This window comes from Mesorhizobium sp. WSM4821, assembly GCF_055901555.1.
On record NZ_CM148371.1, the window covers coordinates 279,533 to 304,494 of the forward strand.

Here is a 24,962-nt window from a genome sequence, read left to right on the forward strand (position 1 = left end):
TGCACTTTGTTGTCGAATCTGTCGACGAGCGAGCTTGCGCGCAGTCTTCCACTACGCGATGTTGCCGCCGGGCTGTAAAAAGGGGTGAGGACTGTGAAGCGATTCGCTTTGACGATTTCAATGCTTACTGGACTGGTGGCGTGCGCCACGCCGCCCGACAAGATCGCGGGCGTTCCGAATGCCGGCCCCTGCACGAAGGCGGACAGAGAGCGTTTGGCTATCGTATCAAATCAGCAAAACAAGGCTGTGACCGGGGACGCATTGGGCGTTTTTCTAATAGGCGTGCCGGTTTCCTCGATGTCGGGCGGCGACCACGAAACCGAGATCGCAATTCTCAAGGGGCGCTGCGGCGCCCCAAAAACCTAACGTTTCTTCGAGGCGGCGATGAGAATATTCGCGAGTTGGTCGGGCCAAAAGAGCAAGCAAATTGCAATGGCTTTGAAGGATTGGCTGCCGGACGTTCTGCAGTTTGCCGATGTCTTCATGTCCGAATCTGACATCGCATCGGGCGATCGTGGTTTAAACAGCATAGCCACCAACCTAAACGAAGCGCGGTTTGGCGTTCTCGTGCTGACAAAAATGAACTTTGCTGCGCCTTGGGTTCTTTTCGAAGCTGGCGCCTTGTCAAACATACTTCCTGGAAAGGTTGCGCCGGTACTGTGCGATATGGACCCGCTTTCGCTGCTACATAGTCCGCTTCAACAGTTTCAGCACAACAAATTTGAAATGGAGGGGATGCGAAAGCTGGTTAAATCAGTAAACGCGGTTGCTGATAATCCAATTGACGATGTTCGCCTCCAAAAGACGTTTGAGCTTTGGTGGCCGAAATTGGAAGAACAATACATCAAAATCTCGGCTGACTACCCAGATTTAAACGAAGTCGTGCCAACTGAGGACAAGGTTGCATCAGCGTTAGCTCAAATAATAGACCAATTGGGACAATTTGGTCGAAGCCAGTCCCTTATGCGGGACATGTTGTTTAGCACGCTAACTACGGTGGCAGATTTAAGCACACCATTCGCCTCAGTAGACCATATCACGCCATCCAATCTTCTTTTGAAGCGGCGCGCACCATTGCTAAATGAGCTAATTAAATCGATCGTCGAGAAACAAATTGAGGTCCACCGTTCGGAGGAGGCGCCCCCTAAAAAGGAAGACGAGCAATAGAAGGGCCAATGCGACCTACGGTGCGGCTAGCAAGCTAGCAACCGGTGAGAACGCCAGATGCCGACGCCATTGCCAAAATCGCGCGCCTCATTTCACGTCGCGCGGTTCTGGTCATCGAAGCTCAGTCGCAGCGTATTCCTTTGGCGCAGCCATTCGGAGAAAGAACGAACGCGGCGTTGATCCATTTTCATGTACGGAGCGCAGAGATCGGTAAACTCGTCGTTGAAGCGGAGGACCTTCTTTAGCGAGCCGTGGGCGATCTTCACATGGTGAGATCGCTCCGGGGTCCCTGCGTCTTTCAACATCTCAGCTGAGGTAGTCATGTCAATTAAAGTTTCATGCCAAATCTTAAGGTACGCATTTACGTCGGCGCCGAATACGAAACGCGCCTTGTTGCGGATAGCGTGAAACTGCCCAACAACCATCGGGTCGACATATACGCCATGCCGATGGGCATCTTTCAGAAGCTCATTTGCCCGATCGTAAATCTCGATCCTCCGTTCGAACAATTCCATGACCACACGGTCGTGTGCAGTGCGCCACTGCATCAATGCGATAAACCCCACACCTAAGCCGATGGCTGGGGAGGCCAGGGCAACGAGTTCAGGTTAACGACGGCGTGTAATTTGTGGCCCGCCGCAGGTTAGCGTGATTCAAAGAGGCTTCCGCAGATTCGGAGGAAGCCATGAGCGAAGTTGCTACCCCGCGCCGCAAGACTGGCGGAGGGAGTGCCCGCCGAGGAATGTGACTTCGCATGCATTCCTGACATTCAGTCAAGATGGTTTTGGGGCCGATGATCGGGATAGGGGGACGCCTCGCGACGCCACCCCTCCCACACCACCGGGCATACGGGTCCGTACCACGGCGGTTCGATCGGATTAGGCTTGGGCAGAGACATGGAGTCGAGGGAGGCCGAGAGACTCGAAGTAATGGTTGCGCAGGGCCTGTTGGACCGCCGGGTGTCCTGACATGCGCCAGAATCCCGTCGGCGAACCGGCTGCAACCGCAGCACTGAACTTTGGGACGCCACGATGGCGCAGTTCCTTGAAGCGGTTGTGCCCGTTCCCCCATTGCCGCCAGAGATACATCCGTAGTCTTCGGCGGATCCACGCTTCCAAGTTCGTAAGCACCCGTGGGGTCTGGCAGAAGCCGAAGTAACCGCGCCATCCGATGAGGTATGGCTTCAGCTCCTTGATCAACTGCGGCAGACTGATCCCCCGTGTCCGGCGTGTCATGTCCCGGATCAGCGTCTTGAATTTGTCGAGGGCCCTCGGCGCGATGCGCCGCTCGCTCCCGTCATTCGAGATGCTGAACCCGAGGAACTTCCGCTCCTCCGGTCGCGCCACCGCGCTCTTCGCCTCGTTGACCTTCAGCCGCAGCTTCTTGGTCAGGAACCGGCTTACGGAAGCCATGACCCGTTCGCCGGCGCGGCGGCTGCGAACATAGATGTTGCAGTCGTCCGCGTAACGGCAGAAGCGGAGACCACGTCGGGCCAGTTCCTTGTCGAGGTCGTCGAGCAGGAGGTTGCTTAGGATGGGCGAGAGCGGACCGCCTTGCGGGGTCCCTTCGTCCACCGGACGGACCAAGCCATCCTCCATCACCCCCGCATTGAGAAATGCTCGGATGAGTTTGAGCACACGCTTATCGGACACCCTCGCGGCAACGCGCGCCATTAGGCTATCATGATTAACCCGGTCGAAAAATCTTTCGAGGTCGAGGTCAACCACGTAGCTGGAACCCTCGGCAATGTAGCATTGCGCTTGGGCTACTGCCTGATGGGCAGAGCGTCCCGGGCGGAAGCCGTAGCTTTGCTCCGAGAACGTCGGGTCCCACTGCTCTTGGAGGACCTGCAGCAGGGCTTGCTGGATCAGTCTGTCGACGACGCAAGGTACGCCGAGTTTTCTGACCCCGCCGTCCGGCTTGGGGATTTCGACCCGCTTGACCGGCTGCGGCTGATAGGTTCCCTCGATCAATCGAGACCGAATGCTTGGCCAGTGCTCACGCAGGTAGCCCTTGGCGTCGTCGATGGTCATCCCATCCACGCCTGGACCGCCCTTGTTGCTTCGAACGCGTTTCCACGCTGTTTCCAGATTCTCTCGGCTACATACCGTCTCCATTAATCCAAGCCGGGCTTTCGGGTGCCGACTTCGCCACGAGTGGTTCGGCCCCTTGGTGACCGCTGACAGGGGCTTCACCCCGGTCCCTCGGTTCCAGGGCCAGTGAATACTGGGTCTTCTGCCGCTTTCCACTCATGAGTTGCCGGTCCTACTTGCCACTTCCAATCGTTCGGGCCTTCGGTCATCGTTTCCGGCTCGGCCTATCCGTTTGCTCCGCCTTTCGGCCTTGGAGTGCCTCACTAGCCTTGCCGACAGCATCACCTACTACGCCCTCTGCTGACTCCTGCATCACGGTCAGGTCACCTTGCGGTTCCCTCAGTTCCGAAGTCGGAACATGACGCAGGCCTCCCCAGGTAAATTCAATCGCCTTCCCCGCGCACCTGCCGGATCTACAGCCCTGCCCTTGATGGATATGGACTTCGCGACACGTTGCCCGCTCGTCCGGCCAGGGATGCCTCACATCCGGTTTCTGTTCGTCAGGTCGCGGTTTTGCTCCACGCTTCCTTCAGACACCACCTCGCGATAATGCCCTTGCGCTTCGCTAAGCCTTCACCTCCATCAGGTTGGCTAAGGGACTTTCACCCCCAAGCGGTTGAACATGCTGGGCACACAACGAACCCGCTCGCGCGGGAGGGGGCCTGGGGTTGAGGTAGTGGGCGCAGGCCGGAGGTCGGGCCTCCATTGAGCGTCGCACGGCAGCGGCGGAGCATGACGGGCTTCTTCAACAAGGAGCCCGACCATGCAGCACCCCCATCCCGACACACCCATCAGCCCGCTGCGCCAGCGGCTGATCGACGACATGAACCTGCGGCGTTTCTCACGCGAGACGCAGCGCAACTATCTCCGCGACATCGGACGCCTGGCGGCATTCCTCGGGCGTTCACCGGATACCGCTACCGCCGACGATCTGCGCCGGTTCCAGATCGAGCAGCAGGAGGACGGCGTTCCGGTGCCGACGATGAACAGCATCGTGTCGGCGCTGCGCTTCCTCTTCATCCACACGCTCGACCGCCCGGACCTGGCGCGCAGGCTCGTCCGGCTGGCGCATCGGCGCAACCTGCCCGTGGTGCTGAGCCGCGACGAGGTTGCCCGGCTGCTCAATGCCACCACGTGTCTCAAGCACCAGGCCGCGCTCTCTGTCGCCTATGGTGCGGTTCTGCGGGTCGCCGAGGTGTCGATGCTGAAGGTCGCCGACGTCGACAGCGAGCGCATGCTTCTGCGCGTCGAGCGTGGCAAGGGCGGGCGCTATCGCAACGCGATGCTCTCGGCGGATCTGCTGACGCTGCTGCGTGAGTGGTGGAAGGTCGGGCGCCAGCAAGGCGTGATGCATCGCGACGGCTGGCTGTTCCCGGGACAGCACGCGATGAAGCCGATCAGCACGCGGCAGCTCTATCGCATCGTCGTCGAGGCGGCCCGGGCCGCCGACATCGCCAAGCGGGTCGGGCCGCACACACTGCGCCATAATTCCGAGGCCCAGATTATTCCGAGTGGGCCCCCAGATGGCGCGAAAACCCCAAGCGTTTCTCGGGATATGCTCACATGTGTGTCGGCATAATCAGAGGCTCCTGAGGAAGGCCATGAGATGATCGTCGGGACGATACCGGCTGGCGCGAACATCAGCGGACGGCGACTTGGCAAGTGCGTCTTCCTTGAGCTTCATATCGGCCTGCAAATAAATGGATGTCGTTTCCACCGACTCGTGGCCGAGCCAGAGGGCGATCACGGAACGGTCGACGCCGTGGTGAAGCAAGTCCATCGCCAGCGTGTGTCGAAGCACATGAGGCGTCACATGCTTTCCGGACAATGAGGTGCAGTGACGACGCGCAATGGCAAGATGTTTGTTGAGCAAGTATTGCAGGGCGTCATGGCTCAGCACCGTGCCGGTGATGGTCGGAAAGGCAGGTTCTGAGGCCTGGCCCTGGCGCTCTTGAAGCCAAGTGCGCAGAACCGCGATGGTCTCTTTGCGCAGGGGTGTGTTGCGGACTTTGCGCCCCTTGCCTTGACATCGTACGTGGGCGCCGGGGCCGAGCACGACGTCCTGGCAGCGCAGACCGAGGAGTTCGGAGGCGCGCAGTCCGGTTTGGACGGCCAGAAGCAGCAACGCCCGATCGCGCCGCCCGCTCCAGATATTGAGGTCAGGAGCGGCGAGCAGAGCGGCCACTTCGATCGTGCGTAAGAAAGTCGATTGGTCGCCGCAAATAGCGCTTGCTCGGCATCGCGAGCACGCGCTGGGCCAAGGCGCTGTGCTCTGGTGCGTGCAGGGCCACGTAGCGGAAAAATGAATGGATAGCAGCGAGGCGAACGTTGCGACTGCGGGCGCTGTTATTGCGGTCCTGTTCGAGATGATCGAGGAAAGCGCCGAGAAAGGGGGTGTCCAGATCAGGCAGCGTCAACGCCGAAGGCGCCTTGCCCAGAAATCGCTGCGCATAGTGCAGCAACAAACGAAAGGTATCGCGGTAGCTCGCGAGCGTGTGGGGACTCACCTGTCTCTGTCGCATGAGCCGGTCCATGAAGAACCCCTCCAGCAGAGTGGGAAATGTGCTAGCGCTCTTCATGCCGGTTCTCCCCGCTCGGATGGCTCCACTCGCAGTAGGGCGCACTGCAGTAACTCTGGCGTTGCGGTGAGATACCAGTAGGTGTCGGTGACGTGTGCGTGCCCGAGGTAAGTCGAGAGCACCGGCAGGTGGCGCTCGACATCGACCCCGTCGCGGTACCAGCGCAGCAGGGTATTGACGGCCATGCGATGGCGAAGATCATGCAGCCGTGGCCCCCGGCGGTCGCCGGCGCCGCGCAAGCCTATCTGGTGAGACAGTTTGACGAACGTCCATCGGACGCTCCAATGGGTCAGGCGGGCGCCGGCCTCGGAGACAAAGAAGCTTAGACTTCCCGGGTTGCGGCACAAATCACCTCGGCGTGTTGCGTAATCTTGCAGAGCACGCCCAGCGGAGGCGTGCAGCGGCACGTAGCGCGACTTGCCGAACTTTGTGCCGCGGACGGTCAGCACGCCGTTCGCCATGTCCACGTCATTGCGATCGAGCTTCAGCGGTTCGCTGCACCGCATGCCGGTGACCGCATATAATCCGAAGAGCGTGGAATAGGTGTGAGGCCGTAATCCGGTCACAGAGGGCAGTCGCCGCGCCGCCTCGAGTAAACTAGCGATCTCCTCGTCGCGATAAATGTAAGGCGGCGGACGTTGATACCGATCGGGAAGCAACCCCCGAGACGGCACGGTGTTGCGTGGGTCTAGCGCGGCGCAGTACTCTGCAAAACGACGTGCGATCCCCAAGCGTCGCGCCCACTCGGCGGGCTGCGCGCTGGCAGGCTGGGTTGCCCATGCCAATGCGAGATCGGCGGTGACGTAGGTCGCGCCAGCCTGATCGGCGAACGCGAGGAACTGTTGCAACAGGTGTCCGGCCAGACGGAGCTCGTGCCCGAGGGCACGACGCATGGCCAGATACTCGTCGAGCGCAGCCTGCAACGGGCTCATGACGCAGCTCCCGGCCAAGCCATCCCAACGGTCCGTAGCGCCGCGAAATCCACCTTGGCGTAGATCTGCGTGGTGGTCGGCTGGCTATGGCGCAGGAGTTGTCCGATCTCGGTAAGCGAAGCGCCTCGGCGCAGCAGCTCGGTGGCCAGGGAGTGGCGTAGCAGGTGAGCCCCTTTGAACTTTGGGTTCAGTCCGGCGCGCTTGAGCGCGCGATAGACGACACAGTCGACGGCGCTGGAGCCGACCAGACCATGCAATGGCGCTCGCATGCGGATGAAGACCCGCCGCGTCGAGCAGATCGGACGAACGTGCCGCAAATAGTCGACCAGCGCCGCACCGACATCCGCCGGTAATGGCAGTCGTCCCAGCCGCTGGCCCTTGCCGCGGACGACAATCTCGCCCAGTTCCCAATCCAAATCGTCCAAGGTCAAAGCGACGACCTCGCCTGCACGCAGCCCCAAGCGGGCCAGGAACAACAAGATCGCATAATCTCGCTGGCCGACCGGCGTGCCGCGATCGCAAAACGCGAGCATCTGCTCGACCTGTTCAGGCGGAAGCGACTTAGGTAGGTTCACCAAGCTCCAGTTGGCCACCCCAGGCACTGCGCGAGCGAGATCCGTCGCGATTGCGCCCCGCTGTTGCAGAAAGCGCAGAAACGAGCGCAATGCTGTGATCATCAGCTGCGCCCGGCGACGGCTTCCCGTCTTTGCGTAACGGACAACGAAACGATGGACATCGATTGGGCGCAGCTCATCTAGCCGCATCGACTTGTCCTCAAACCGCCCGATCAGAAAGCATCGAACAATCGGCAGATAGTTGCTCAAGGTCGCCGGTGAGAGGCCACGCTCCGCACTCAGGTAGCGCCCGAAATCTCGGGTGAGCTCACCCAGAGGACTCCGATCAACCTCTGGCGGGACGGCTCGAATGCAACCGAGGTCACGTAAGTACCTGAGCAGTTGCCGACCGGTGGCCGCCTCGCCACGCCGCAAATGTCCCCGGCGGTGGCGGGCTGCATGATATTGGCGGAGAACCTCCTCATCGAGCACATCCAGCGAAAGGCTGCACCCATCGAGCCAGCGACTGAGATCCGCTACGAGCTCGCATTTATCGTGCACCGACCCCGGCGTGTAACCCTCACCGCCAAGACGTGCGCCGAATCCAACAATGTGAATGACCAACGGGCTCACATGGGGGCCCTTGCTTGGCGCCGTTGCGCCGCCGTTCCGATCCGTCATCGTTCGCCTCCTCAGAGTCGGGACAATCCCCGCCCGGAGACGACAGCCGAATAATACCGAGGCATAAACCGTTAAGGCTCGGCCCAGGCCTTTGAACTTCAACGAGTATCAAGCGAACTCGAACGGGGAGCTCGGAATAATCTGGGCCTCGGAATTATGGCGCAGATCGTGCAGACGCGGGCGGCGCTTCGCCGCCGGTACGATACCTGCCCTGTCAACCAGCCTGTCGAAGGTCTCTTTGACAGCAATGTAGCGCAGCGGCAGACCACGCGCGTCAACGAACACCGGATCAGTCTCGGAACAGGGCCGGCGACGCGCCAGATAGCCCGTCAAGCCCGCTACTGCCGTGTCGTGCAGCGGCACCAGGCGGGTTTTCCGGAACTTCGTCTCGCGGATCAGCAGGCCGTCGCGCGTCACGTCGGCGACCGTCAACTTCAGCGCTTCGGAGATCCTCAACCCGGTGACTGAGAGCAGTGCGATCAATGTCGCATAGGTCCGTGAGCGCAAGCCGCCTTTGGGTCGAAGCCGAACGGCGGCCTCGATCAGGCTATCGATCTCCGCTGCTGAGTAGATATGCGGCGAGCGCCGCGTCTTGCGGGCGCCGAAGTGATTAACCGGCGGCAGCTCATGCCGGGCGTCTTCAACCCGGACATGACGCACAAAGCGGCAAACGGCTTTCAGTCGGGCATCGCGTTGCGCGACAGACGGTCCGCGCGCCGCCCAATCGATTGCGGTTTGCGTGTTTACATGCGTTTGCCCGCGCTCGGTCGCAAAGGCGGCAAAGCTCCTGAGCAGATATTCCGCATTCAGCATCGCGAATCCAGTGGCACGGCGGAGCGCCAGATAAGTCTCGATGGCCTTCAACATCACAGAACCTCCGGCCAGGGCTGCGCGATTTGCTTCAGGAGCATGACATCGGCCTTGGCGTAATGGGCCGTCGTGTCGATGCCTCGGTGCCGCAGGACCAACCCGATCTTCTCGAGCGGAACGCCATGGCGCAGCATCTCGGTCGCCGCCGTGTGTCGCAGGACGTGTGCGCCCTTGACTGGCGCCACGATGCCGGCCCGCTGCATGAGGCGTTTCACCACCGACGAGATGCCGTCACCGTTCCGGAACGGTCGAAACGGCGCGATATTGCGGAGGAACACGTGATCGCTCGGGCAGGTCGAAGGGCGGCACGCGAGGTAGGCGGCGATCGCATCCCCGACGTCTTGCGGAAGCGGCAGACGCACCTCGTAGCGCGACTTGCCCGAGACCCGCAGCGAGCCCGTCTCCCACTCGATGTCGTCGAGGTGGAGTTGCGCCACGTCGCCGGCCCGCAGCCCGAGGCGCGCCAAGAGCAGGACGATCGCGCGATCACGCCGACGCGCAACGACTTCGCCATCGCATGCCGCGATCAGCGGGTTCACCTGCTCCGCCGATAGATATCGCGGCAAGTCGGCAAGCCGCCAACGGGCATAGCCAGGAACGACATCGGCGAGACCCGCTCGGCAGCGGCCTTCGACAGCAAGATACCGCAAGAACGCGCGCAGGCTGGTCGTCAGCTTCTCGACGGTTCCATTGCCGCAATGGCTCGCGCGGTCCAGGAAAAAGCTGCGAATGGCGGCTGGTTCCCACCTTTCTGGATCGTCCCCGAGTGCCGCCATCAAGTGGGCGGCGTCGCGGGCGTAGAGCTTTATGGTGGGATCGGACGCCCCGCGGTGCTTGCGCAGCCACACTTTGAAGTGAGCCACCAAGCACGGCTCGGCACGCTGCAATGCGGCAGCGGCGGACTCGCAAACGCCGATTTCGACAAGGTGCTCGCGAAAGAGCCTGGCGCCGAAAATGGTGTGGTGGTTGCGACGCCCTCCCATGGCGCGCGGACATCGACAACTGCGCAAGTGCTCGCTGAACACCGCCAGATCAATATCGTTGGGCATTGCCCCTTGCCGAGCCACGACATGGCCGAGGTGCGCCGCCGCCCGCAAATATCGCGCGGCCGTGCCGGCACTATAGCCCTGCCGCTCGAGCGCGGCTGCGAAACCGTCAAGGTATGGTCCGCTTGGTCCGCTCCGCAGATGCCCCAGCAGCTTCGATGCCGAGAAGTAGGTCTCCAACATGTTCGTCTCCGTTTGTGACCGGCCATCGATGGCCGAGCCGACGGAGGCGCAGGACCGCGCTGTTATGGAGACAAAAAGCGCAACAATTCACCGAAAAATGTCGATGTCAGCACGACAGCTCCCCATTACTGGATCTGCCCATAAGGCAGGTAATGGGCGACGCCCATTACCTGCCGCAACCGGCACTGTCCGAAGTGCCAGGGCGCGGCGGCGCGGACATGGCTGGCCGCGCGCGAGGCCGACCTGCTGCCGGTCGGCTACTTCCACGTCGTGTTCACGCTGCCCGCCGAAGTCGCCGACATCGCGTTCCAGAACAAGGCGCTGGTCTACGACCTGCTGTTCAAGGCGGCGTCGGAGACGATGCTGACGATCGCCGCCGATCCAAAACACCTCGGGGTGCGCATCGGCATCACCGCCGTTCTCCACACCTGGGGTTCGGCGATGACCCACCATCCGCACGTGCACATGATCGTGCCGGGCGGCGGCATCGCACCTGACGGAAGCCGCTGGATCTCGTCGCGGCCGGCGTTCCTGCTTCCGGTGCGCGTGCTTGGCAAGCTATTCCGCCGATTGTTCCTTACCCGGCTGGTCGCTCTGCACGACGCCGGGCAGCTCGGCTTCTTCGGGACCATGGCGCACCTCGTCGAGCGACGCGCCTTCCTGCGCCACCTTGCTCCCGTTCGGGGGAAGCGATGGGTGGTCTATGCCAAGGCGCCGTTCGCCGGACCGGAGGCGGTGCTCGCCTATCTGTCGCGCTACACCCACCGGGTGGCGATCTCGAACCGCCGCCTGATCGCGTTCGACCAGGACGGCGTCACCTTCCGTTACAAGGACTATCGCCGCGACGGCGTTGATCGGCAGCAGGCCATGACGCTGGCGGCCGACGAGTTCATCCGCCGCTTCCTGCTCCATGTCCTGCCGCGCGGCTTCCATCGCATCCGGCACTACGGCCTGCTCGCCGGCTCCGCCCGCAAGGCCAGCCTTGCGCTCGCCCGCGAACTCCTGGATGTCGCCGAGCTGCCCAGCCCCGGGGATCCCGACGTACCGGAAGACTTCCGCCCGCCATGCCCTTGCTGCGGCGGACGCATGATCATCATCGAGACGTTCGAGCGCTGGAGGCAGCCACGCGGTCCGCCCGATGCAACCGCGACGAACCGGGAGACAACTCCATGACCCGGCATGGCATGGTCGAACCTTCACCCGCAGGCGCTTCGCCTCCGGCAACGGACCCGCGCGCGTCCACCGTCAATATCGCCGCCGACAGGGTCGCAACGAGCCTCGTGCGGGATTGGCTGGACCGCGCGGAGGCCCAACGATGCGGCCTCTCCGCATCAATCCCCACGCTTCCCAGCCGCAGTAGCACCATCGCCGACATCGGCCGCAGATCGAAATCCCCATAGCCGTCGACTGTGCCCCGCGGGTTCCTTCCTCGGGGACTTTCGTACGCCTGCCGGCGCCCGAAACTCTTCACGACAGCGGACTGGCAGCTTATGGCAACGGTCGCAGGAAAGCTGCCATCGAAGCTCTTGCAGGGGGCTCGGCATCCCGCATGCCATACACAGACCTATTGTGCCATTTGCTCCTCCAGCGAACGGATCGCATCAAGGGCGGCGCACAAGTCCTCTATAATGTCAGCGACAATGACATCTGGGGCGTCGATCTGGTCGACCGTGGCGCCCATCTTTCGCAAACCGATATTGAGGCTACAACGCTCGGAGCGGAGGATGTCGTCCACCTCTTGAACGCTGAAGCGTTCGCTTTCCTTCCTGTTACTTCGATGCGAGCCTCCGTAGCAGGCGAGGAAGTCGGCAAGCGCGTCATCGTCGAAGGGTTTTGCGCGGCGGGAGAAGCGCGTTCCGGATCGCAGGTCGTATGTCCAGACTTGTCGGCCGAGTCGAGGACTCTGCAGTCGCTCGAAAAAGATGACCGTAGCCTGCACCGAGCCAGCGTAAAAGATGCCGACCGGGAGGCGGAGCAGCGTGTGAACGTCGAAGTTCTCCAGAAGCTGACGGCGGACGGATGTGGCCGCGCCGGCTTCGGACAGCGTGTTGTCTGAGACGATGACGGCGGCTCTGCCCTTGTCCGCGAGCGCTGACATTATGTGCTGAAGAAAGTTGAGCTGCTTGTTACTCGTCGTTGCCACGAAGTCGCTGCGCTCGTAAACTAGTTGATCCGGATCACCTTTCGCGGCGTTGGTGAACGTCATGCTGCTTCGCCGGCCGAAAGGCGGGTTTGAGAGCACGAGGTCGAAAGTCTCGTCAGCCGGATAAACCAGTGCATCACCCGTTTGGATGTGGGTGGCGCTCTGGGATATTCCGCGAAGATAGAGATTCATGAGACAAAGCCGCGCCGTTGCGGGGACGATTTCGGACCCCGAATAGACTTTTGCCACCTGGCCTGGATGCTGCTTGGCGATCCGGCGATGCGCTTCGAGGAGGAAGCCGCCGGTCCCGCAAGCCGGGTCATTGATGCGGTCGTTGGGTTTGGGATCGAGGACCGCGACGATTGCGCGGACGAGGGCGCGAGGTGTGAAATACTGGCCGGCGCCGCTTTTCACGTCTTCGGCGTTCCGCTCAAGCAATCCCTCGTAGATCGCGCCTTTGATGTCGGCTGTCATGTCTGACCAACGCTCGGCGTCGATCAGCTGGATGAGGCGGCGCAGTTTAGCGGCGTCTTGGATGCGATTCTGGGCTCGAACGAAAATGCGACCAACAGAACCCGGCTCCTTAGCCAGCGCCTGCAAGGTCGCAAAATATTGTGTTTCCAAGTCGAGCCCGGAGCGGCCGACCAGATTGGACCAGCGGTATTGCCCGGGGAGGGTCGAGCGGGTGCCTGCGGCCGAAACCGCCTCTTTTTCCATCTTCAGGAAGAGGAGATAGGTCAGTTGCTCGACATAATCGCTGTAGCTAACGCCATCATCCTTGAGAAGGCTACAAAAAGTCCAAAGTCGTTGAATAATGGCTTTGATGTCCGCATCCGACATCATGTCCTGTTTAGAAGTCACGTTCAAAGATTTCCTGAACCCAAGGGAGATTTCTGTAAGTGCCCAGATAGAAGCGCGCAGCGGTGGAGAGCTCGGCCTTGCACCGACTTAGTTTGAGAATGTCCTTCTTGCGCAGGCGGCGGGTATTCTCATCGCCGACTGCAACGGCTCTTTCGCCCTCCTCGACAAGTTGTCGGATCTGGCGGGCGAGCGTTTTCCTCTCACGAACGATCGCGGTGTGGTTTAGATGGTAGAGATCGATGCTGGTCTCAGCGCGAAGATGATCCTCGTGCCCTTCATCATCGTTCGACGGCGCGGAGCGGCCATTTGGGTGAAAGGCAAGTAGCTTCGTATCGGCATCTACCAGAGGGTCGAGCAGCATAGGTCTGTCGTCCGCATCGTTTGCACAGAGCTGGCGGGGTGGTGGCTCAAGAATGGGGAAATAGTCCTGTTTGCCTCCTGTGACGCCTGTGACGACGTCTCGGCGCCGGCTATTGCAGAAGGTGCAGGAAAGGCGAAAATTGTGCCATTCGAAGGCAAGCCACCAATAGCCCGAATGCTCGGCAGCTTCGTGGACGCTGGCCTTTGGCCGGAAGTGATCGATCGGCATGTCGGAGCGTGCGGGCTTTTTTTCGCAGTACCAGCATTTACCATTGCTGGCTGACTTCAACGCCGCGCTCGCCGTCGCCCACACGTTGCCACGCTTTCCGATGGCTTTGTGAAGGCCTGTACGGTACGCCTGCTCGACCTCTCCGGCGGTCTTTCCCGCCGCTTGAGCGGCCTGCCGGGCTTTCTGCGCTTCCTGTTCAACGAACGCAACGGCCGCAGCGACAATGTCGTCCCAATCGGCTGGAAGCTCGTCCTCGACGTCGTCGGCGAGGATCCATCTCATTTCGATGCGGCCTCTTCGGCTTCGATCTCTGCCAGGATTTCGTCGGTTTCGCGAGCGAGGGATTCGAGATCCGACTTATCACGGAACTCCGCCCCCATTAGCTCGGCTAGGCGCGAGCGCCGCTGCACGCCCTGCAGAAACGAGCGATAATAGGGGTCGGACACGGCGGTGGCGAACCCCAACTGATCGATCGCCGCGGTTACCTCTTCCAGTTCCTTTGCTTCTCCCTCGTCGAGCGCCCCCTCTTTGCCCGCAAGTCTCGCCTGCACGCGCAAAAGATCCATGGTCGGACGATCGAGGTCCGACCCGAAACCGAACATTTCGCTCGTGAGGATGCCGGTGAAGCCCAGGCCACGCGGATTTTCGCTGGCCGTCTCCCACTCGCAGCGTCCTGTCGAGCGATTGCGCTTGAGCAAGTGGATCTGCTCACGATCAAGCGCGACGATGACGAGCGGGTCGTGGGTCGACATGAGAATCTGGCTGCTCCTCTCCTCTTCTGATGGCTCGCCGTCGCCCATGACACGGCTGAGCAGGTCGAGATAGTCGACCGCCCAGTGTGGATTAAGGTGGGTGTCGGGCTCATCGAGTAGGACGAGCGAGTCGTGGGCCTTGGTGAATCGCAAGAGACCTAGGACCGTCAGAAGCTGCTGCTCGCCCTCACTCATTTCGCGGAAGGTGATGGGAACATGAGTTCCGTCCTCGCCGGCCACCTTGACGCTCACCTTCACCTCTCGCACCATTCGAGAAAAATCCGTGCTTTCGAGAGCGAGGAAGAAGCTTCGGGCATCGGGATACTCGGCCGCAAGGAGACGCAGGCTGTCGAGATCCGGTATGAGGAAATGCAGCTGCTCTTCCTGCGTGCGACGATAGCCTTCGTCAACAGACTGCACGACCTTCACCGGCGCAACGGAAATACGGCGCAGACGCTCGAGGAAGTGCCGGACTATGCCGGTTGCGCCCCAGAAAGTCGTTTCATCCTCTCCCGGCCGGGCCCAATCCGGCTTTTTGATCACGAAAACGGCTGATCGAAATCCGATGATGCGTAGGCGCTCCCGCAGGAAGCGACCGATCGCGTCGTCCTCTTTGTAGAAGAAGCCGAGCATCACATATTTAGCGTGGTGGGTATGTGCGCAGAAGAACCGCCGTTTTTCGAGAAGGCGGACCATCGTTTCGGGACTGTCGGACGGGCTGTTGACCAGACGAAAATAATGCTCGCGGTCGAGCGGCAGAAAGTGCTCGGCAAGCCGGTTGGTCGGGCCGGAGTAATAGCCGAAAACAAAACGAGGCAGCGGGAGCTCATCGCGCGTGATGCGACCAAGACGACCGTCCTCGTCACCAGCGGCCGATGCCTTGGTCTTCAGGCTTCTGCGACCGTTGGGAGTCCATTCGACTTCCACGGTCCGGCCGCCGCATTGATAACGGATATTATAACCGAAGGGTGTAGCGGGTAGCTTACCCTTAGACATGAACAGATCACGAAAAATGATCACGAGTGCTTCGAAGAGATTGGACTTGCCGGTGCCATTCCAGCCCAACACGACATCGATCGCAAAATCGGGCTGGAACTGAACGTCATAGTTCCGCAGGTTTTTGAATTCGTCGATCCATAGGCTGACCAGGCGAAATTTGCTGCCCGGCACATGCTCTTCCTCCACGGCCTCGATTGACGCGCGGGTGACGGTCTGACGGAATTTCTGACCGGCCGACTTGAACTGTTTGAGAAGGGTCTCATCGGACAGCAGGTCATCGTAAAGTTGTACGACGTCGTCAAAATCGTGGCGAGTGCCGTCCAGTAGCGACGGCTCGGTGAGATTGCGGCTTTGCTCCAGAAGGGATTCGCGCAGCGACATAGATGGCGGGATGGCTTCAGGCATTTCGGATCTCCTGCGCGCGCGCGCGGACTGCGCGTCTGCACGACGCCATTCGATTTCGTCAGATAAGGCGTTGAGTAGGTTGGAAGCATCTCCATCCTGGGAACGCTGATCGGTGATCTGCCCGGAAGCGGCTTTGATCAGGATGCTTAGACGCAGATCTGCGGTCCGGGCGGCAGCGGCGCGTGCGGCGGCTTCCGTCGCCGCCGCTTTCGCCAGGCTCTGGTCAAGCATTCTGACAATCTCGACTTGTTCAGCGAGCGGTGGGACCGGAATGACAAATGAGCCGAGCTGCCGGGTCGAAAGGTGCTGGATGACGGTGCCGGTGGCGAGGCCATCGACGAACCGTCGGAAATGGGGGGAACGAAAAACATAGTGAAGATAAGCTGGGTTGATCCCAGGTGCGCTCAGGCGGGCAAGCCGTTGGTTGAGCAACGACCGGTCGTTCGGCCCGGTCAGGCAAGTCCGGCCAAGAAAGTCATCCGCGAGTGATTGTGCCGTGAGGTTCATAATGACCTCATGGGGCTGGATAACCAGATCCGGATAAACGTCGAGGTAAGCGGGTGGCAGGTATCTCGTGTTGGCCTCGGACCAGATTATTGAGCCATCGGGGGCGAGATTACCCGGTCTCATCAGCCGTGCACCGCTGGATCCATACTCGTTGCTCGGAAACGATCGGCCGTTCTGCGCATGCCCTATGTCGCGCCAGAGGAGCGCCAACCATGAAGGAGGCAGGTCTAAGGATCGCAGTGCTCCGTCAGCACGAAAGTTGTTTGATGCGGTGTCAGCATCCGCCGCTTCATCGTTCGACGGAATGGGATCGGCCATGCTGGCCAAGCGCGCGACGGCTTCATCGGGCTTTGCAGGATTTTGTTTGCGCCATTGAGCGGTGAGTTGGCCGAAGACGGCTTCCTCCAATATGGCTCGCCGGTAAGACGGGAGATTGGAGGCGGCGCGAAGGACCCGTTCGTCAACCTCGTCGACCTGGTCCATCAGGGCTTTGGCCTGCTCGGCGATGCGGGTCTGCTCCGGACGGGGCGGCAGCAGGAGTTTGAATGGCCCGATTTGCTGCAACCGCACGCGAGGGTAAAGGCTTTCGCCAACCTGGCTCGAGGCAAAAGCGACGAAATCTGGAGACCTCAGGCGGAGAGCGAGGAAGTCGGGATCAACGCCGTCGAGCTGACGAAAGACTTCAAATTCGGTAGAACAGATGCCGGCACGATCTGCCCTCCAAACCTTGTTCAGGTTGGGGCGCAACCGGCCGTAGAGGACGTCGCCCTCCTGGAACTGGAGCTTGCTGCTACGCACATCTCCGGATCGTCCAAAGCCGAGGAGACGGCCGGTCCCGCGTTCGATATGCTCAAGACCAACGTACGGAAGATCTGCTGCGGCGGCAGGTTCGACCCCGTGACGAACACTTAGTGTGATGCGCTCTAGGGTCGTGCAGACCCAGCCGCCGGGAGTTTCAGCGGAGACCATCGCTACCCAACGCTACCCACAAATCGCTTGGCGACGCGAGCGAACAAACCATTTTCTCAACCCCCCGTTGCCTTACCCCTCAGCCCACTCCCTGTCCTAGGCAGTGTCCTGAGCGCTTGCAAGGCGACCCAGTGCAGGATGAACCACTACCATCCTGCAACCTCAAGCGCATCCCCCATGGGACCGCGACTGAGGCTCGAGCGCGCAACTGCGGGACATAGCCAACGACCCTACCTTAGTGCAAAAACGACGTCCGCTTTCAAGCGACGCTGTTGCCTTGCCTAATGACCGATGGGGCGCAAAGCTGCCGTCCACACTCGATGCCTCCCAAAGTATCCTAAAACCGAGTCTACTGTCCTACGTTGTCCATAAGCGCCCGCAATTCGGGCGGAGGCGCGACCCAGAAAGTTCGAAAAGCTTCCAAGAACCCCAGGCAAACTGACGCCGCGGCAGACAAGGAGGTTCAAAGATAGCCCGGCGAACATCCGCATTAAGTCGGTCAAAATCGGCGACAGAAGAGCGTCCGAAAGAGGGCTCGGCGGCTCATTCGTGCGAACGAAAAAAGAAGAGAAGCAGAACTTTCGTGTGCGGCTTCGCGCGAGCGTCGGAAGCCGCGCATGGCCATGAAGAGCCGGCACGGCTCACTGCATCGAGCCGTCCCAAATGACATAGAAGGCGGCAATCTACACCCCACCTTTCCAGCGCAACAGCCGCATGGCGTTGGCTGTCACCAGGACCGTCGCGCCTGTGTCGGCGAGAATGGCGGGCCACAGGCCGGTGATGCCGACTACGGTCGTCACCAGGAACACCGCCTTCAGCCCCAACGCCATGGTGATGTTCTGCTTGATGTTGGCCATGGTCGCCTGAGACAGTTTTATCATCGCCGCGACATCGCCGACGCGGCCATGCAGCACCGCCGCATCTGCCGTCTCCAGGGCGACATCGGTGCCGCCGCCCATGGCAATGCCGATGTCGGCCGCGGCGAGCGCCGGCGCATCGTTGATGCCGTCGCCGACCTTAGCGACCGTCAGCCCCTGCCCTTTCAACTCGCCGACAATGCGCTGCTTGTCTTCGGGCAGCAGTTCCGAGCGCACCTCGATATCGAGGTGCTTGCCGATTGCTGCCGCCGTGCGCTGGTTGTCGCCAGTCAGCATGACAGTCCTGATGCTAACATCGGTCAGCGCCTTGAGGCCGGCCTGCGCGTCCGGCCGAGGCTCGTCGCGCATGGCGATGAAACCGGCCAGCACATCGTTGATCAGCAGCACCGACACCGACTTGTTCTGGTCGTTGAGTTCGGCGATGCAGGCCGCCTGCTCGGCCGGCAGCGCGACCTTCTCGCCTCCAGCGATCGGCGAGCCCAGGAAGACGTTCTTACCGCCAATGCGACCGACGACGCCCTTGCCGCCGAGCGCCTTGGCCTCCGCCGCCGGCAGCACCGGCACGCGATCGGCCTTGGCCTTTCGCAGGATAGCCAGGGCAAGCGGATGGCTCGATCCGGTTTCGAGTGCAGCGGCCAGCGACAGCACCTCTTTTTCGCTGATCTCGATGGCCACGACATCCGTCACCACGGGCTTGCCTTCAGTCAGCGTCCCGGTCTTGTCCAAAGCCACGGCGGTGATCTTGCCCAAGCCTTCCATCACCGCGCCGCCTTTCATTAAAAGACCACGCCTGGCGCCGGCCGAGAGCGAGGCGGCGATTGCCGCCGGCACCGATATGACGAGCGCGCAGGGGCAGCCGACGAGCAGCAGCGCCAGGCCTTTGTAGACCCATTCGTTCCAGTCGCCGCCGAAGGCCAGCGGCGGGACGACGGCCACCAGAGCCCCCACGGCGACGACGGCGGGCGTATACCAGCGTGAGAAACGGTCGATGAAGCGTTCCGTCGGCGCCTTGCTTTCCTGGGCCTCCTCGACCAGCTTGACGATGCGGGCGATGGTGTTGTCGGACGCCGCAGCCGTGACGGTGATGCGCAACACGCCATCGCCATTGATGGTGCCGGCGAACACGTCCGCGTCGACGCCCTTGCGCATCGGCACGCTTTCCCCCGACACCGGCGATTCATCGATGGCGCTTTCCCCCTCGATGATCTTGCCGTCGGCTGGAATGCGATCGCCCGGCCGCACCAGAATGACGGCGCCAAACTTCGCGCGTGGCGCCATTCTCCTCCAGGAATGCCGTCTTGGGCACCAGCGTGGTCAGCGCCTGGATGCTGGAGCGCGCCTTGCCGGCGGCCACGCCTTCCAGCAACTCGCCGACGAGGAACAGGAAGACCACGGTGGCGGCTTCCTCGCCGGCACCGATGATGACGGCGCCGATCGCGGCGATGGTCATCAGCGTTTCGATGGTGAAGGGAATGCCGGCGAGCGCGGCCATCACAGCTCGCCGTGCAATCGGCACCAGTCCGATCAGCATGGCGGCAATGAAAAGCTCGACGCCGGTGGCCGGCCAGACATAGTGAATCGCAAAAGCTGCGGCCAATGCGGCGCCGCTGGCGATGCTCAGCCGGCCTTTGGCGCTGTTCCACCACGGCCCCGTGGCCGGCGTGCGGTCGTGGCCATGCAAGCCCTCCACGTCGTCGTGGTCATCATTGGCTGTGCCGGCATGGTCGCGGCCAGCATGGTCGTAGCCAGCGTGATCATGGCCGCCTTTGGTGCCGTGCCCGGCCGGCTTGGCATTCCGTCTGGTTTCGCTCCTGAGCTGAGCCACAGAATAGCCGAGGCCCGTCACCTTCTTTTCGATCGCGGCGAGGTCGCTTTCAGCAGTGTGCCTGACGGTCATGGTGCCGGCAGTGACCGAGACGTTCACATCCTGGACGCCATGCATGCGCCGCAGCGCGCTATCGACTTTCGTCGCGCAGCCGGCACAATCCATGCCTTCGACGCGATAAGGGGTTTGTGCGGCGGTTGCAGCCATCGCCTCACTCCTTAGAACCATTCCAGCGGCAGGCTACATTCTCTAGCGACTAGAGGAGCAAGCGAAAAAATCATGCGTAGTGGCCCGATTGGCGAAGCGGCACGACAGAGCGGCGTGAAAATGCCGACCATCCGCTACTATGAGCAGATCGGCCTGCTGCCCGCGCCGAACCGCAAAGAAGGCAATCAACGGCACTATGAAACCAGCGATTTGCGCCGGCTGGCGTTTATTCGCCATTCACGCGAGTTGGGGTTCGGCATCGAGGCCATCCGCACCCTGCTGACGTTGCAGGATAATCCCAGCCAACCTTGCGCCACGGCCGACACCATAGCCCAGGCGCGGCTGGCCGACGTCGTTCAGCGGATACGCAGCCTCACGGCATTGAAGGCCGAACTGGAACTCATGGTCGAAGGCTGCCGGCACGGGAAGGTCGGCGAATGCCGGGTGATTGAGGTGCTGGCCGATCACAGCCAATGCGAACACGCCCGGCCCTGACTGGACCCGATCTCGAACGATCTAATCATTCGTGAGCCGGCCTTTCCGCCACCATCCAGGTCATGAGGCGCGACTGCACGGCGAGGTGATGATTTTGACCACGGCTAAGCCACGAGCTGAAGTGCGGCTTGCACTCCGGCAATTGTCCGGTAGCGGCGGCCCTCTATTCCTTTGCATCGGCGCGTCACAAGGACGTGATTTGCTTTGCCCATGGAACAAACCAGATGGGCCAGACCGAAGGTGATTTTGAGAAAGGCGGAGCGGCACCGCCGATGCGTTGGCCGTATCGCTTCGGCCATGAACATTGCCGACACTTGAAGACAAAAACACGCTGGGACCGCAACCGTTGCCCTCAAATTCTCAGCGAAATGCAGACGGACCCGTTTCAGTCGGACTTGGTGCGCTCAGGCTTTGCCCAGCGCGATCCTGGATTCATAGACCTTTTTTGCTCAAAACTTCGCACCTGTCGCTACGCGATTAAGGTGGCAATAAATCTGTGCTGCGGTTTACCTGCGGTCATCCAGAATGTTCAGGGCGTAACGTGTGTGTCGCCGTTCGCCAGTTCTTATCATCGCGCCCTTGGAAACGAGGTCTTGCAGATCTCTTGTCGCCGTCGCGCGCGATGCTTGAGTGATGGCGATATAATTCTCGGCGCTGAGCCCTCCTTTGAAGCCGTCGATGCCTTCGCGGAACATTCGGGCGATGACCTTTTCCTGCCGCTCGTTGAACTGGTTTCGGTAGCGTTCGTAAAACTTGGCCTTGGCGACGGAGAATTCGACACGGGCAAGCGTTACACGCTGCGCCTCAAGGATCGTGTTGGCAAAGTAGAGCAGCCAATGTGTTACCGCGTTGCTCTTATTGCTGGCCTGCAGGTTGTCATAATAGGCCTTGCGATGGCGTTCGATCGTGTATGCCAAAGCGATGAGACTTGGCTCACCCAGGCTTTGAGCAAGCGTCTTTTCGCAAAGGGCACGCCCGATGCGGCCGTTGCCATCCTCAAATGGGTGGATGCTCTCGAAATAAAGGTGCGCGATACCGGCTCGGGTCAACGCCGGGAGCGGCGTCTTACCTTTAGGCGCGGTATCGTTGAACCAAGCGGTGAAAGCATCCATTTCGGCTTTTACCCACGCTGAGGGAGGTGCCTCGAAATGCACTTTGGGCTTATCCAGCCGATTGGAAACGATCTGCATAGCATCGGCATGCTGGCGATAGTTGCCGATGGTCTCGATACGCCGTTCACCCGACATCACCATCTTGTGCCAGGCGAAGAGCGTGCGATGCGAGAGGGTATCGGAAAAATGCAAATACAAATCGACCATCATTTCAGCGATGCCGCGCTCGGCAGGTGGAATGCGCCTGGTCTCGCCGCCCAGCCCAAGTTGCTGGCGCAGGGATGATTGCAGACTCTCGCGGTTGAGGTACTCGCCTTCAATCGCTGACGTCTTCAAGGCCTCTTCGCTGATAAGGTCGACGCGGATCTGGTCGCGATCGTCGGCGCCGACATGACGAAAGACACCCAGGAACTCGCCCGATCGCAACAGGAACTCGCTTTCCAGCGGTTCCAATGCCGTCTTGTCGTAGGTAAAACATGGCCAGTCAGCCTGCTCCCAATTCCATGCCATGAGTTATAGCGCACCTTTTTATAACTCATGGTGGCACGAATTCTGAGCTATAGCAATCCTCTCTATGCCTCAGAAACCGGGGTTTTGCCCTGGTACGCACAAGTTCGCCCTGTCTCGCGAAACGAAATCAAGGCGATTTCTTAATCGGCAGGCCGGTCGCTCCAACTATCTAGGGCCTCCACAAGCGTGCGAGCCCTCCACCACACACCAAGCACAATGTCGGCACATGCGCGGGACCGGTGCGCCGGAGAAATTCAACTCGGAACGCGGAACGCGCATTCACGTCAGGTAACTCGAGCCATGATTTCAGATTGGATCGTCCTTGCGGTGTATAGCGAAGCGTCTAAGGACAGATTCCCAAACGCAAGTTGGCAAAGTAGATAATTAGCACCGGCCTCTTCGAGCTGATCAAGAAGAACTTGTCGCGCGGAAGATGCCGTTCCCACCACGCACAACTCGCTCTCGATTGCTGCATCCAAGCTCAGCGGCAGATTGGGGGGTGTCTGGAGCGCATTGAGATCGTAGAGGAACCTGAAGCTCTTGAGCCATCGATCGTAAGCGGGTGCCGCAAGCGCATATGCATCTGCTTCAGATCGCGCGATCACGACCATGCGGAGCATCCCAAGAAATGGATGTCGCTCGTCCCCGTCGGCACTGCGCTCCCGGCAGGCTCGGAATGCATCCGTTATTCTGCGAACCGAAGAGGCAGGTCCCAGGCACGCGATGTTGGCACCACTTGCAGCGGCCCAGCTGGCCGACTCGGGTCTATTGGTGGCGATCCATGTCGGTGGATGGGGGCGCTGATGCGATCTCAGCGTCAAAGGGACGTCATTCAACTCAAAATGGCGGCCGCGATAGGACAGCGTGTCGCCCTTCATCGCCTTGATGAGGATTTCGCTGGCTTCCGCATAGTGACCTGGCGCCGCCTCCGCAGCAATCCCGAAGTAACCCAGTTCGACTGGGAGAGAGCCGCGCCCTATACCCAGTTCGACTCTGCCACCACTCAATTGGTCTAGCATGCAGATCTCCTCGAACGCACGCAGCGGATGATAAAGGGCAAGGAGCATTACCATCGGGCCGACGCGAAGGTGCCGGGTGCGTTGGACGACGCTGGATAAGAACAGATTCGGCGATGGCCCCATCCCGTGCGGAGTGCAGTGGTGCTCTGCCAGATGATATGCGTAGAAGCCAAGCTCGTCGCACGCCTCTGCCAAACTCAGGCGATCGGCGTATTGCCGCGCAATCTCGCAGCCGTCCTCGTCCAGATGGTCGAATATGCCGAAGGTTAGGCCGCCGGGGAAGGCATTCTTCACGAATTTCTCCAACTCTTTGCAACAGTTCGTGGCTCGCAATGGTGCAAGCAAATTCAAATTAATGGTGCGCTGAAATCGCCGGGGAACTACCGACTGGCTAAGGCAGAAGCAGCGGCCGCTGACGGACGGCACAACGGGATCGTTTCCTTCGCCCTTGCAGCTATCTCTGTGGCGACCTCGAGAAATTCATCCATCTCGGCTTTTGTACCAATGCTGACACGGATGTAATTTTCCAGCCCTGCATCCTCAAAGAAGGCAACGAGTATCTTTTGCCTTTCCAAGGCTGCTTGCCACCATGAGCCTTCCTGCCCCGCTGGCACACGCGCTAGCAGGAAATTTGCGTGAGAAGGTATTACGGAAAATCCGAGTTTCGACAGTGCCACCGTCACTCGCTGTCTTTCATGCTTGATGTGCCTATGGTTCTCGGCATAGGCGCCGCGGTGCCCAAGCACACTGATGCCAACAGCCTGACCGATCACATTCATGTTGAAGACGTTCTGGAGCTCCCGCAGCCTGCCAATGACTTCAGGGTGGCCAAGTCCGAAACCGACGCGAACGCCGGCGGTGGCATAGCTTTTCGAGAATGTTCTCAAGATCAGGAGGTTTGGATAACGATTGAGGAGATGCAGACCATTGTCCGGTGCAAAATCGACATACGCCTCATCCAACACAATCAGGCGGTCTGATTGTGAGACCAGGCGTTCGACATCGGCCACAGGAACGAACGTTCCGGTGGGATTGTTTGGGTTAGCCAGCAGAATGAACTTGGCATCTTTTGCTGGTCCCAAGAGCAAGTCGTCGACGGGCAAGGAATGATCCGCGCCCCATCCGATTTCGATGAATTGGGCACCCTGCAAACGGGCAAGTTTTCGGTTGAACGAAAAACCGGGCGACAACATCGCCATTCTGTCTCCTGGAACCAGAAAAGCTCTGTAGATAAGCCCGAGCAGTTCAGACGATCCGTTTCCGGCGATCACCTGATCCTTCGAGACGCCGTAGGCTTCCGACGCTGCTTGCCTCAAGCTGGCGTTGTCGTCTTCTGGATATAGATATTGCTGTCCGAGAGCGGCCATCGCACTTCGCATTATGGCTTCCGGCAACGGAAACGGGTTCTCGTTCGTGTTTAGCTTGACGCAACAAGGATCCGACGCCGGTTTGTCGGACAGCAGAACATCCAACTGTCTCGCGACTTGCGAGAGGGAAGAAAGCACAGTTTGCAGTTTTGCATCAGACATCAATTTTTCTCCGTTTCTGTTTCCGTGTGTCGGGCACGAGTTGGGATTGAGACATAG

At 60.5% G+C, this 24,962-nt stretch carries 18 protein-coding genes and 2 pseudogenes; 5 read left to right on the forward strand and 15 right to left on the reverse strand.

The features are described 5' to 3' along the window. Positions 1 to 93: 93 nt before the first annotated feature. Positions 94 to 366: a hypothetical protein gene (locus AC0NID_RS01280; protein WP_473458467.1), complete on the forward strand. Its 273-nt coding sequence runs from the start codon at positions 94 to 96 to the stop codon at positions 364 to 366. Between the two features lie 18 nt (positions 367 to 384). Continuing rightward, positions 385 to 1,167, forward strand: coding sequence for a hypothetical protein (locus tag AC0NID_RS01285; protein ID WP_473458465.1), 783 nt, complete (start codon positions 385 to 387; stop codon positions 1,165 to 1,167). 92 nt (positions 1,168 to 1,259) lie between these two features. On the opposite strand, the gene AC0NID_RS01290 is transcribed toward AC0NID_RS01285, so the two are convergent. Then, complete coding sequence (locus tag AC0NID_RS01290) at positions 1,260 to 1,682, reverse strand: hypothetical protein (protein ID WP_473458464.1); 423 nt, start codon at positions 1,680 to 1,682, stop codon at positions 1,260 to 1,262. A gap of 363 nt (positions 1,683 to 2,045) precedes the next feature. After that, on the reverse strand, positions 2,046 to 3,284 hold the full coding sequence (ltrA, locus tag AC0NID_RS01295; protein WP_473458462.1) for a group II intron reverse transcriptase/maturase: 1,239 nt from the start codon (positions 3,282 to 3,284) through the stop codon (positions 2,046 to 2,048). 739 nt (positions 3,285 to 4,023) lie between these two features. Here ltrA and AC0NID_RS01300 point away from each other — a divergent pair. Next, positions 4,024 to 4,839: a tyrosine-type recombinase/integrase gene (locus tag AC0NID_RS01300; RefSeq protein WP_473458460.1), complete on the forward strand. Its 816-nt coding sequence runs from the start codon at positions 4,024 to 4,026 to the stop codon at positions 4,837 to 4,839. Here the strand turns inward: AC0NID_RS01300 and AC0NID_RS01305 are convergent, their stop codons facing one another. The 6 genes from AC0NID_RS01305 to AC0NID_RS01330 form a co-directional block, all read right to left on the reverse strand. After that, complete coding sequence (locus tag AC0NID_RS01305) at positions 4,840 to 5,445, reverse strand: tyrosine-type recombinase/integrase (RefSeq protein ID WP_473458459.1); 606 nt, start codon at positions 5,443 to 5,445, stop codon at positions 4,840 to 4,842. Further along, positions 5,420 to 5,839 carry a site-specific integrase gene (locus AC0NID_RS01310; RefSeq protein WP_473458457.1) on the reverse strand — a complete coding sequence of 140 codons (420 nt, stop codon included), beginning with the start codon at positions 5,837 to 5,839 and terminating at the stop codon, positions 5,420 to 5,422. Before AC0NID_RS01310 ends, AC0NID_RS01305 begins: the two co-directional genes overlap by 26 nt. Next, positions 5,836 to 6,771 carry a tyrosine-type recombinase/integrase gene (locus tag AC0NID_RS01315; protein WP_473458455.1) on the reverse strand — a complete coding sequence of 312 codons (936 nt, stop codon included), beginning with the start codon at positions 6,769 to 6,771 and terminating at the stop codon, positions 5,836 to 5,838. The genes AC0NID_RS01310 and AC0NID_RS01315 overlap by 4 nt, the downstream gene beginning before the upstream one ends. Then, positions 6,768 to 8,006: a site-specific integrase gene (locus AC0NID_RS01320; protein WP_473458453.1), complete on the reverse strand. Its 1,239-nt coding sequence runs from the start codon at positions 8,004 to 8,006 to the stop codon at positions 6,768 to 6,770. The genes AC0NID_RS01315 and AC0NID_RS01320 overlap by 4 nt, the downstream gene beginning before the upstream one ends. A gap of 108 nt (positions 8,007 to 8,114) precedes the next feature. Continuing rightward, positions 8,115 to 8,873, reverse strand: coding sequence for a tyrosine-type recombinase/integrase (locus AC0NID_RS01325; protein ID WP_473458451.1), 759 nt, complete (start codon positions 8,871 to 8,873; stop codon positions 8,115 to 8,117). After that, positions 8,873 to 9,973, reverse strand: a complete 1,101-nt coding sequence (locus tag AC0NID_RS01330; RefSeq protein ID WP_473458449.1) for a tyrosine-type recombinase/integrase — start codon at positions 9,971 to 9,973, stop codon at positions 8,873 to 8,875. The genes AC0NID_RS01325 and AC0NID_RS01330 overlap by 1 nt, the downstream gene beginning before the upstream one ends. A 300-nt stretch (positions 9,974 to 10,273) precedes the next feature. On the opposite strand from AC0NID_RS01330, the pseudogene AC0NID_RS01335 reads away from it, so the two are divergent. Further along, a pseudogene (locus AC0NID_RS01335) lies at positions 10,274 to 11,278 on the forward strand (IS91 family transposase); the annotation flags it as partial. 391 nt (positions 11,279 to 11,669) lie between these two features. Here the strand turns inward: AC0NID_RS01335 and AC0NID_RS01340 are convergent. From AC0NID_RS01340 to AC0NID_RS01355, 4 genes and pseudogenes are all read right to left on the reverse strand, one after another. Continuing rightward, entirely contained in the window at positions 11,670 to 13,109 is a 1,440-nt protein-coding gene (locus tag AC0NID_RS01340; RefSeq protein WP_473458447.1) for a class I SAM-dependent DNA methyltransferase, read from the reverse strand. Then, positions 13,099 to 13,980 (reverse strand): HNH endonuclease family protein, encoded by an 882-nt coding sequence (locus AC0NID_RS01345; protein ID WP_473458445.1) that lies wholly within the window; start codon positions 13,978 to 13,980, stop codon positions 13,099 to 13,101. Before AC0NID_RS01345 ends, AC0NID_RS01340 begins: the two co-directional genes overlap by 11 nt. Next, entirely contained in the window at positions 13,977 to 17,330 is a 3,354-nt protein-coding gene (locus AC0NID_RS01350; protein WP_473458443.1) for an AAA family ATPase, read from the reverse strand. The genes AC0NID_RS01345 and AC0NID_RS01350 overlap by 4 nt, the downstream gene beginning before the upstream one ends. Positions 17,331 to 18,013: 683 nt before the next feature. Beyond that, positions 18,014 to 20,240 (reverse strand): annotated as a pseudogene (locus tag AC0NID_RS01355) (heavy metal translocating P-type ATPase). A 72-nt stretch (positions 20,241 to 20,312) separates the two neighbouring features. Between AC0NID_RS01355 and AC0NID_RS01360 the strand changes: the two are divergent. Then, entirely contained in the window at positions 20,313 to 20,735 is a 423-nt protein-coding gene (locus AC0NID_RS01360) for a MerR family transcriptional regulator (RefSeq protein WP_473458441.1), read from the forward strand. A 506-nt stretch (positions 20,736 to 21,241) separates the two neighbouring features. Here AC0NID_RS01360 and AC0NID_RS01365 read toward each other — a convergent pair. The 3 genes from AC0NID_RS01365 to hisC all read right to left on the reverse strand — a co-directional run bounded on the left by AC0NID_RS01365 (position 21,242) and on the right by hisC (position 24,905). Beyond that, the gene (locus AC0NID_RS01365) at positions 21,242 to 22,357 is read right to left on the reverse strand and encodes a Fic family protein (protein ID WP_473458439.1); all 1,116 of its coding nucleotides are present in this window, start codon (positions 22,355 to 22,357) and stop codon (positions 21,242 to 21,244) included. 284 nt (positions 22,358 to 22,641) lie between these two features. Then, positions 22,642 to 23,670: an LLM class flavin-dependent oxidoreductase gene (locus AC0NID_RS01370; protein ID WP_473458437.1), complete on the reverse strand. Its 1,029-nt coding sequence runs from the start codon at positions 23,668 to 23,670 to the stop codon at positions 22,642 to 22,644. Between the two features lie 86 nt (positions 23,671 to 23,756). Then, positions 23,757 to 24,905: a histidinol-phosphate transaminase gene (hisC, locus tag AC0NID_RS01375; protein ID WP_473458435.1), complete on the reverse strand. Its 1,149-nt coding sequence runs from the start codon at positions 24,903 to 24,905 to the stop codon at positions 23,757 to 23,759. Between the last annotated feature and the right edge of the window lie 57 nt (positions 24,906 to 24,962).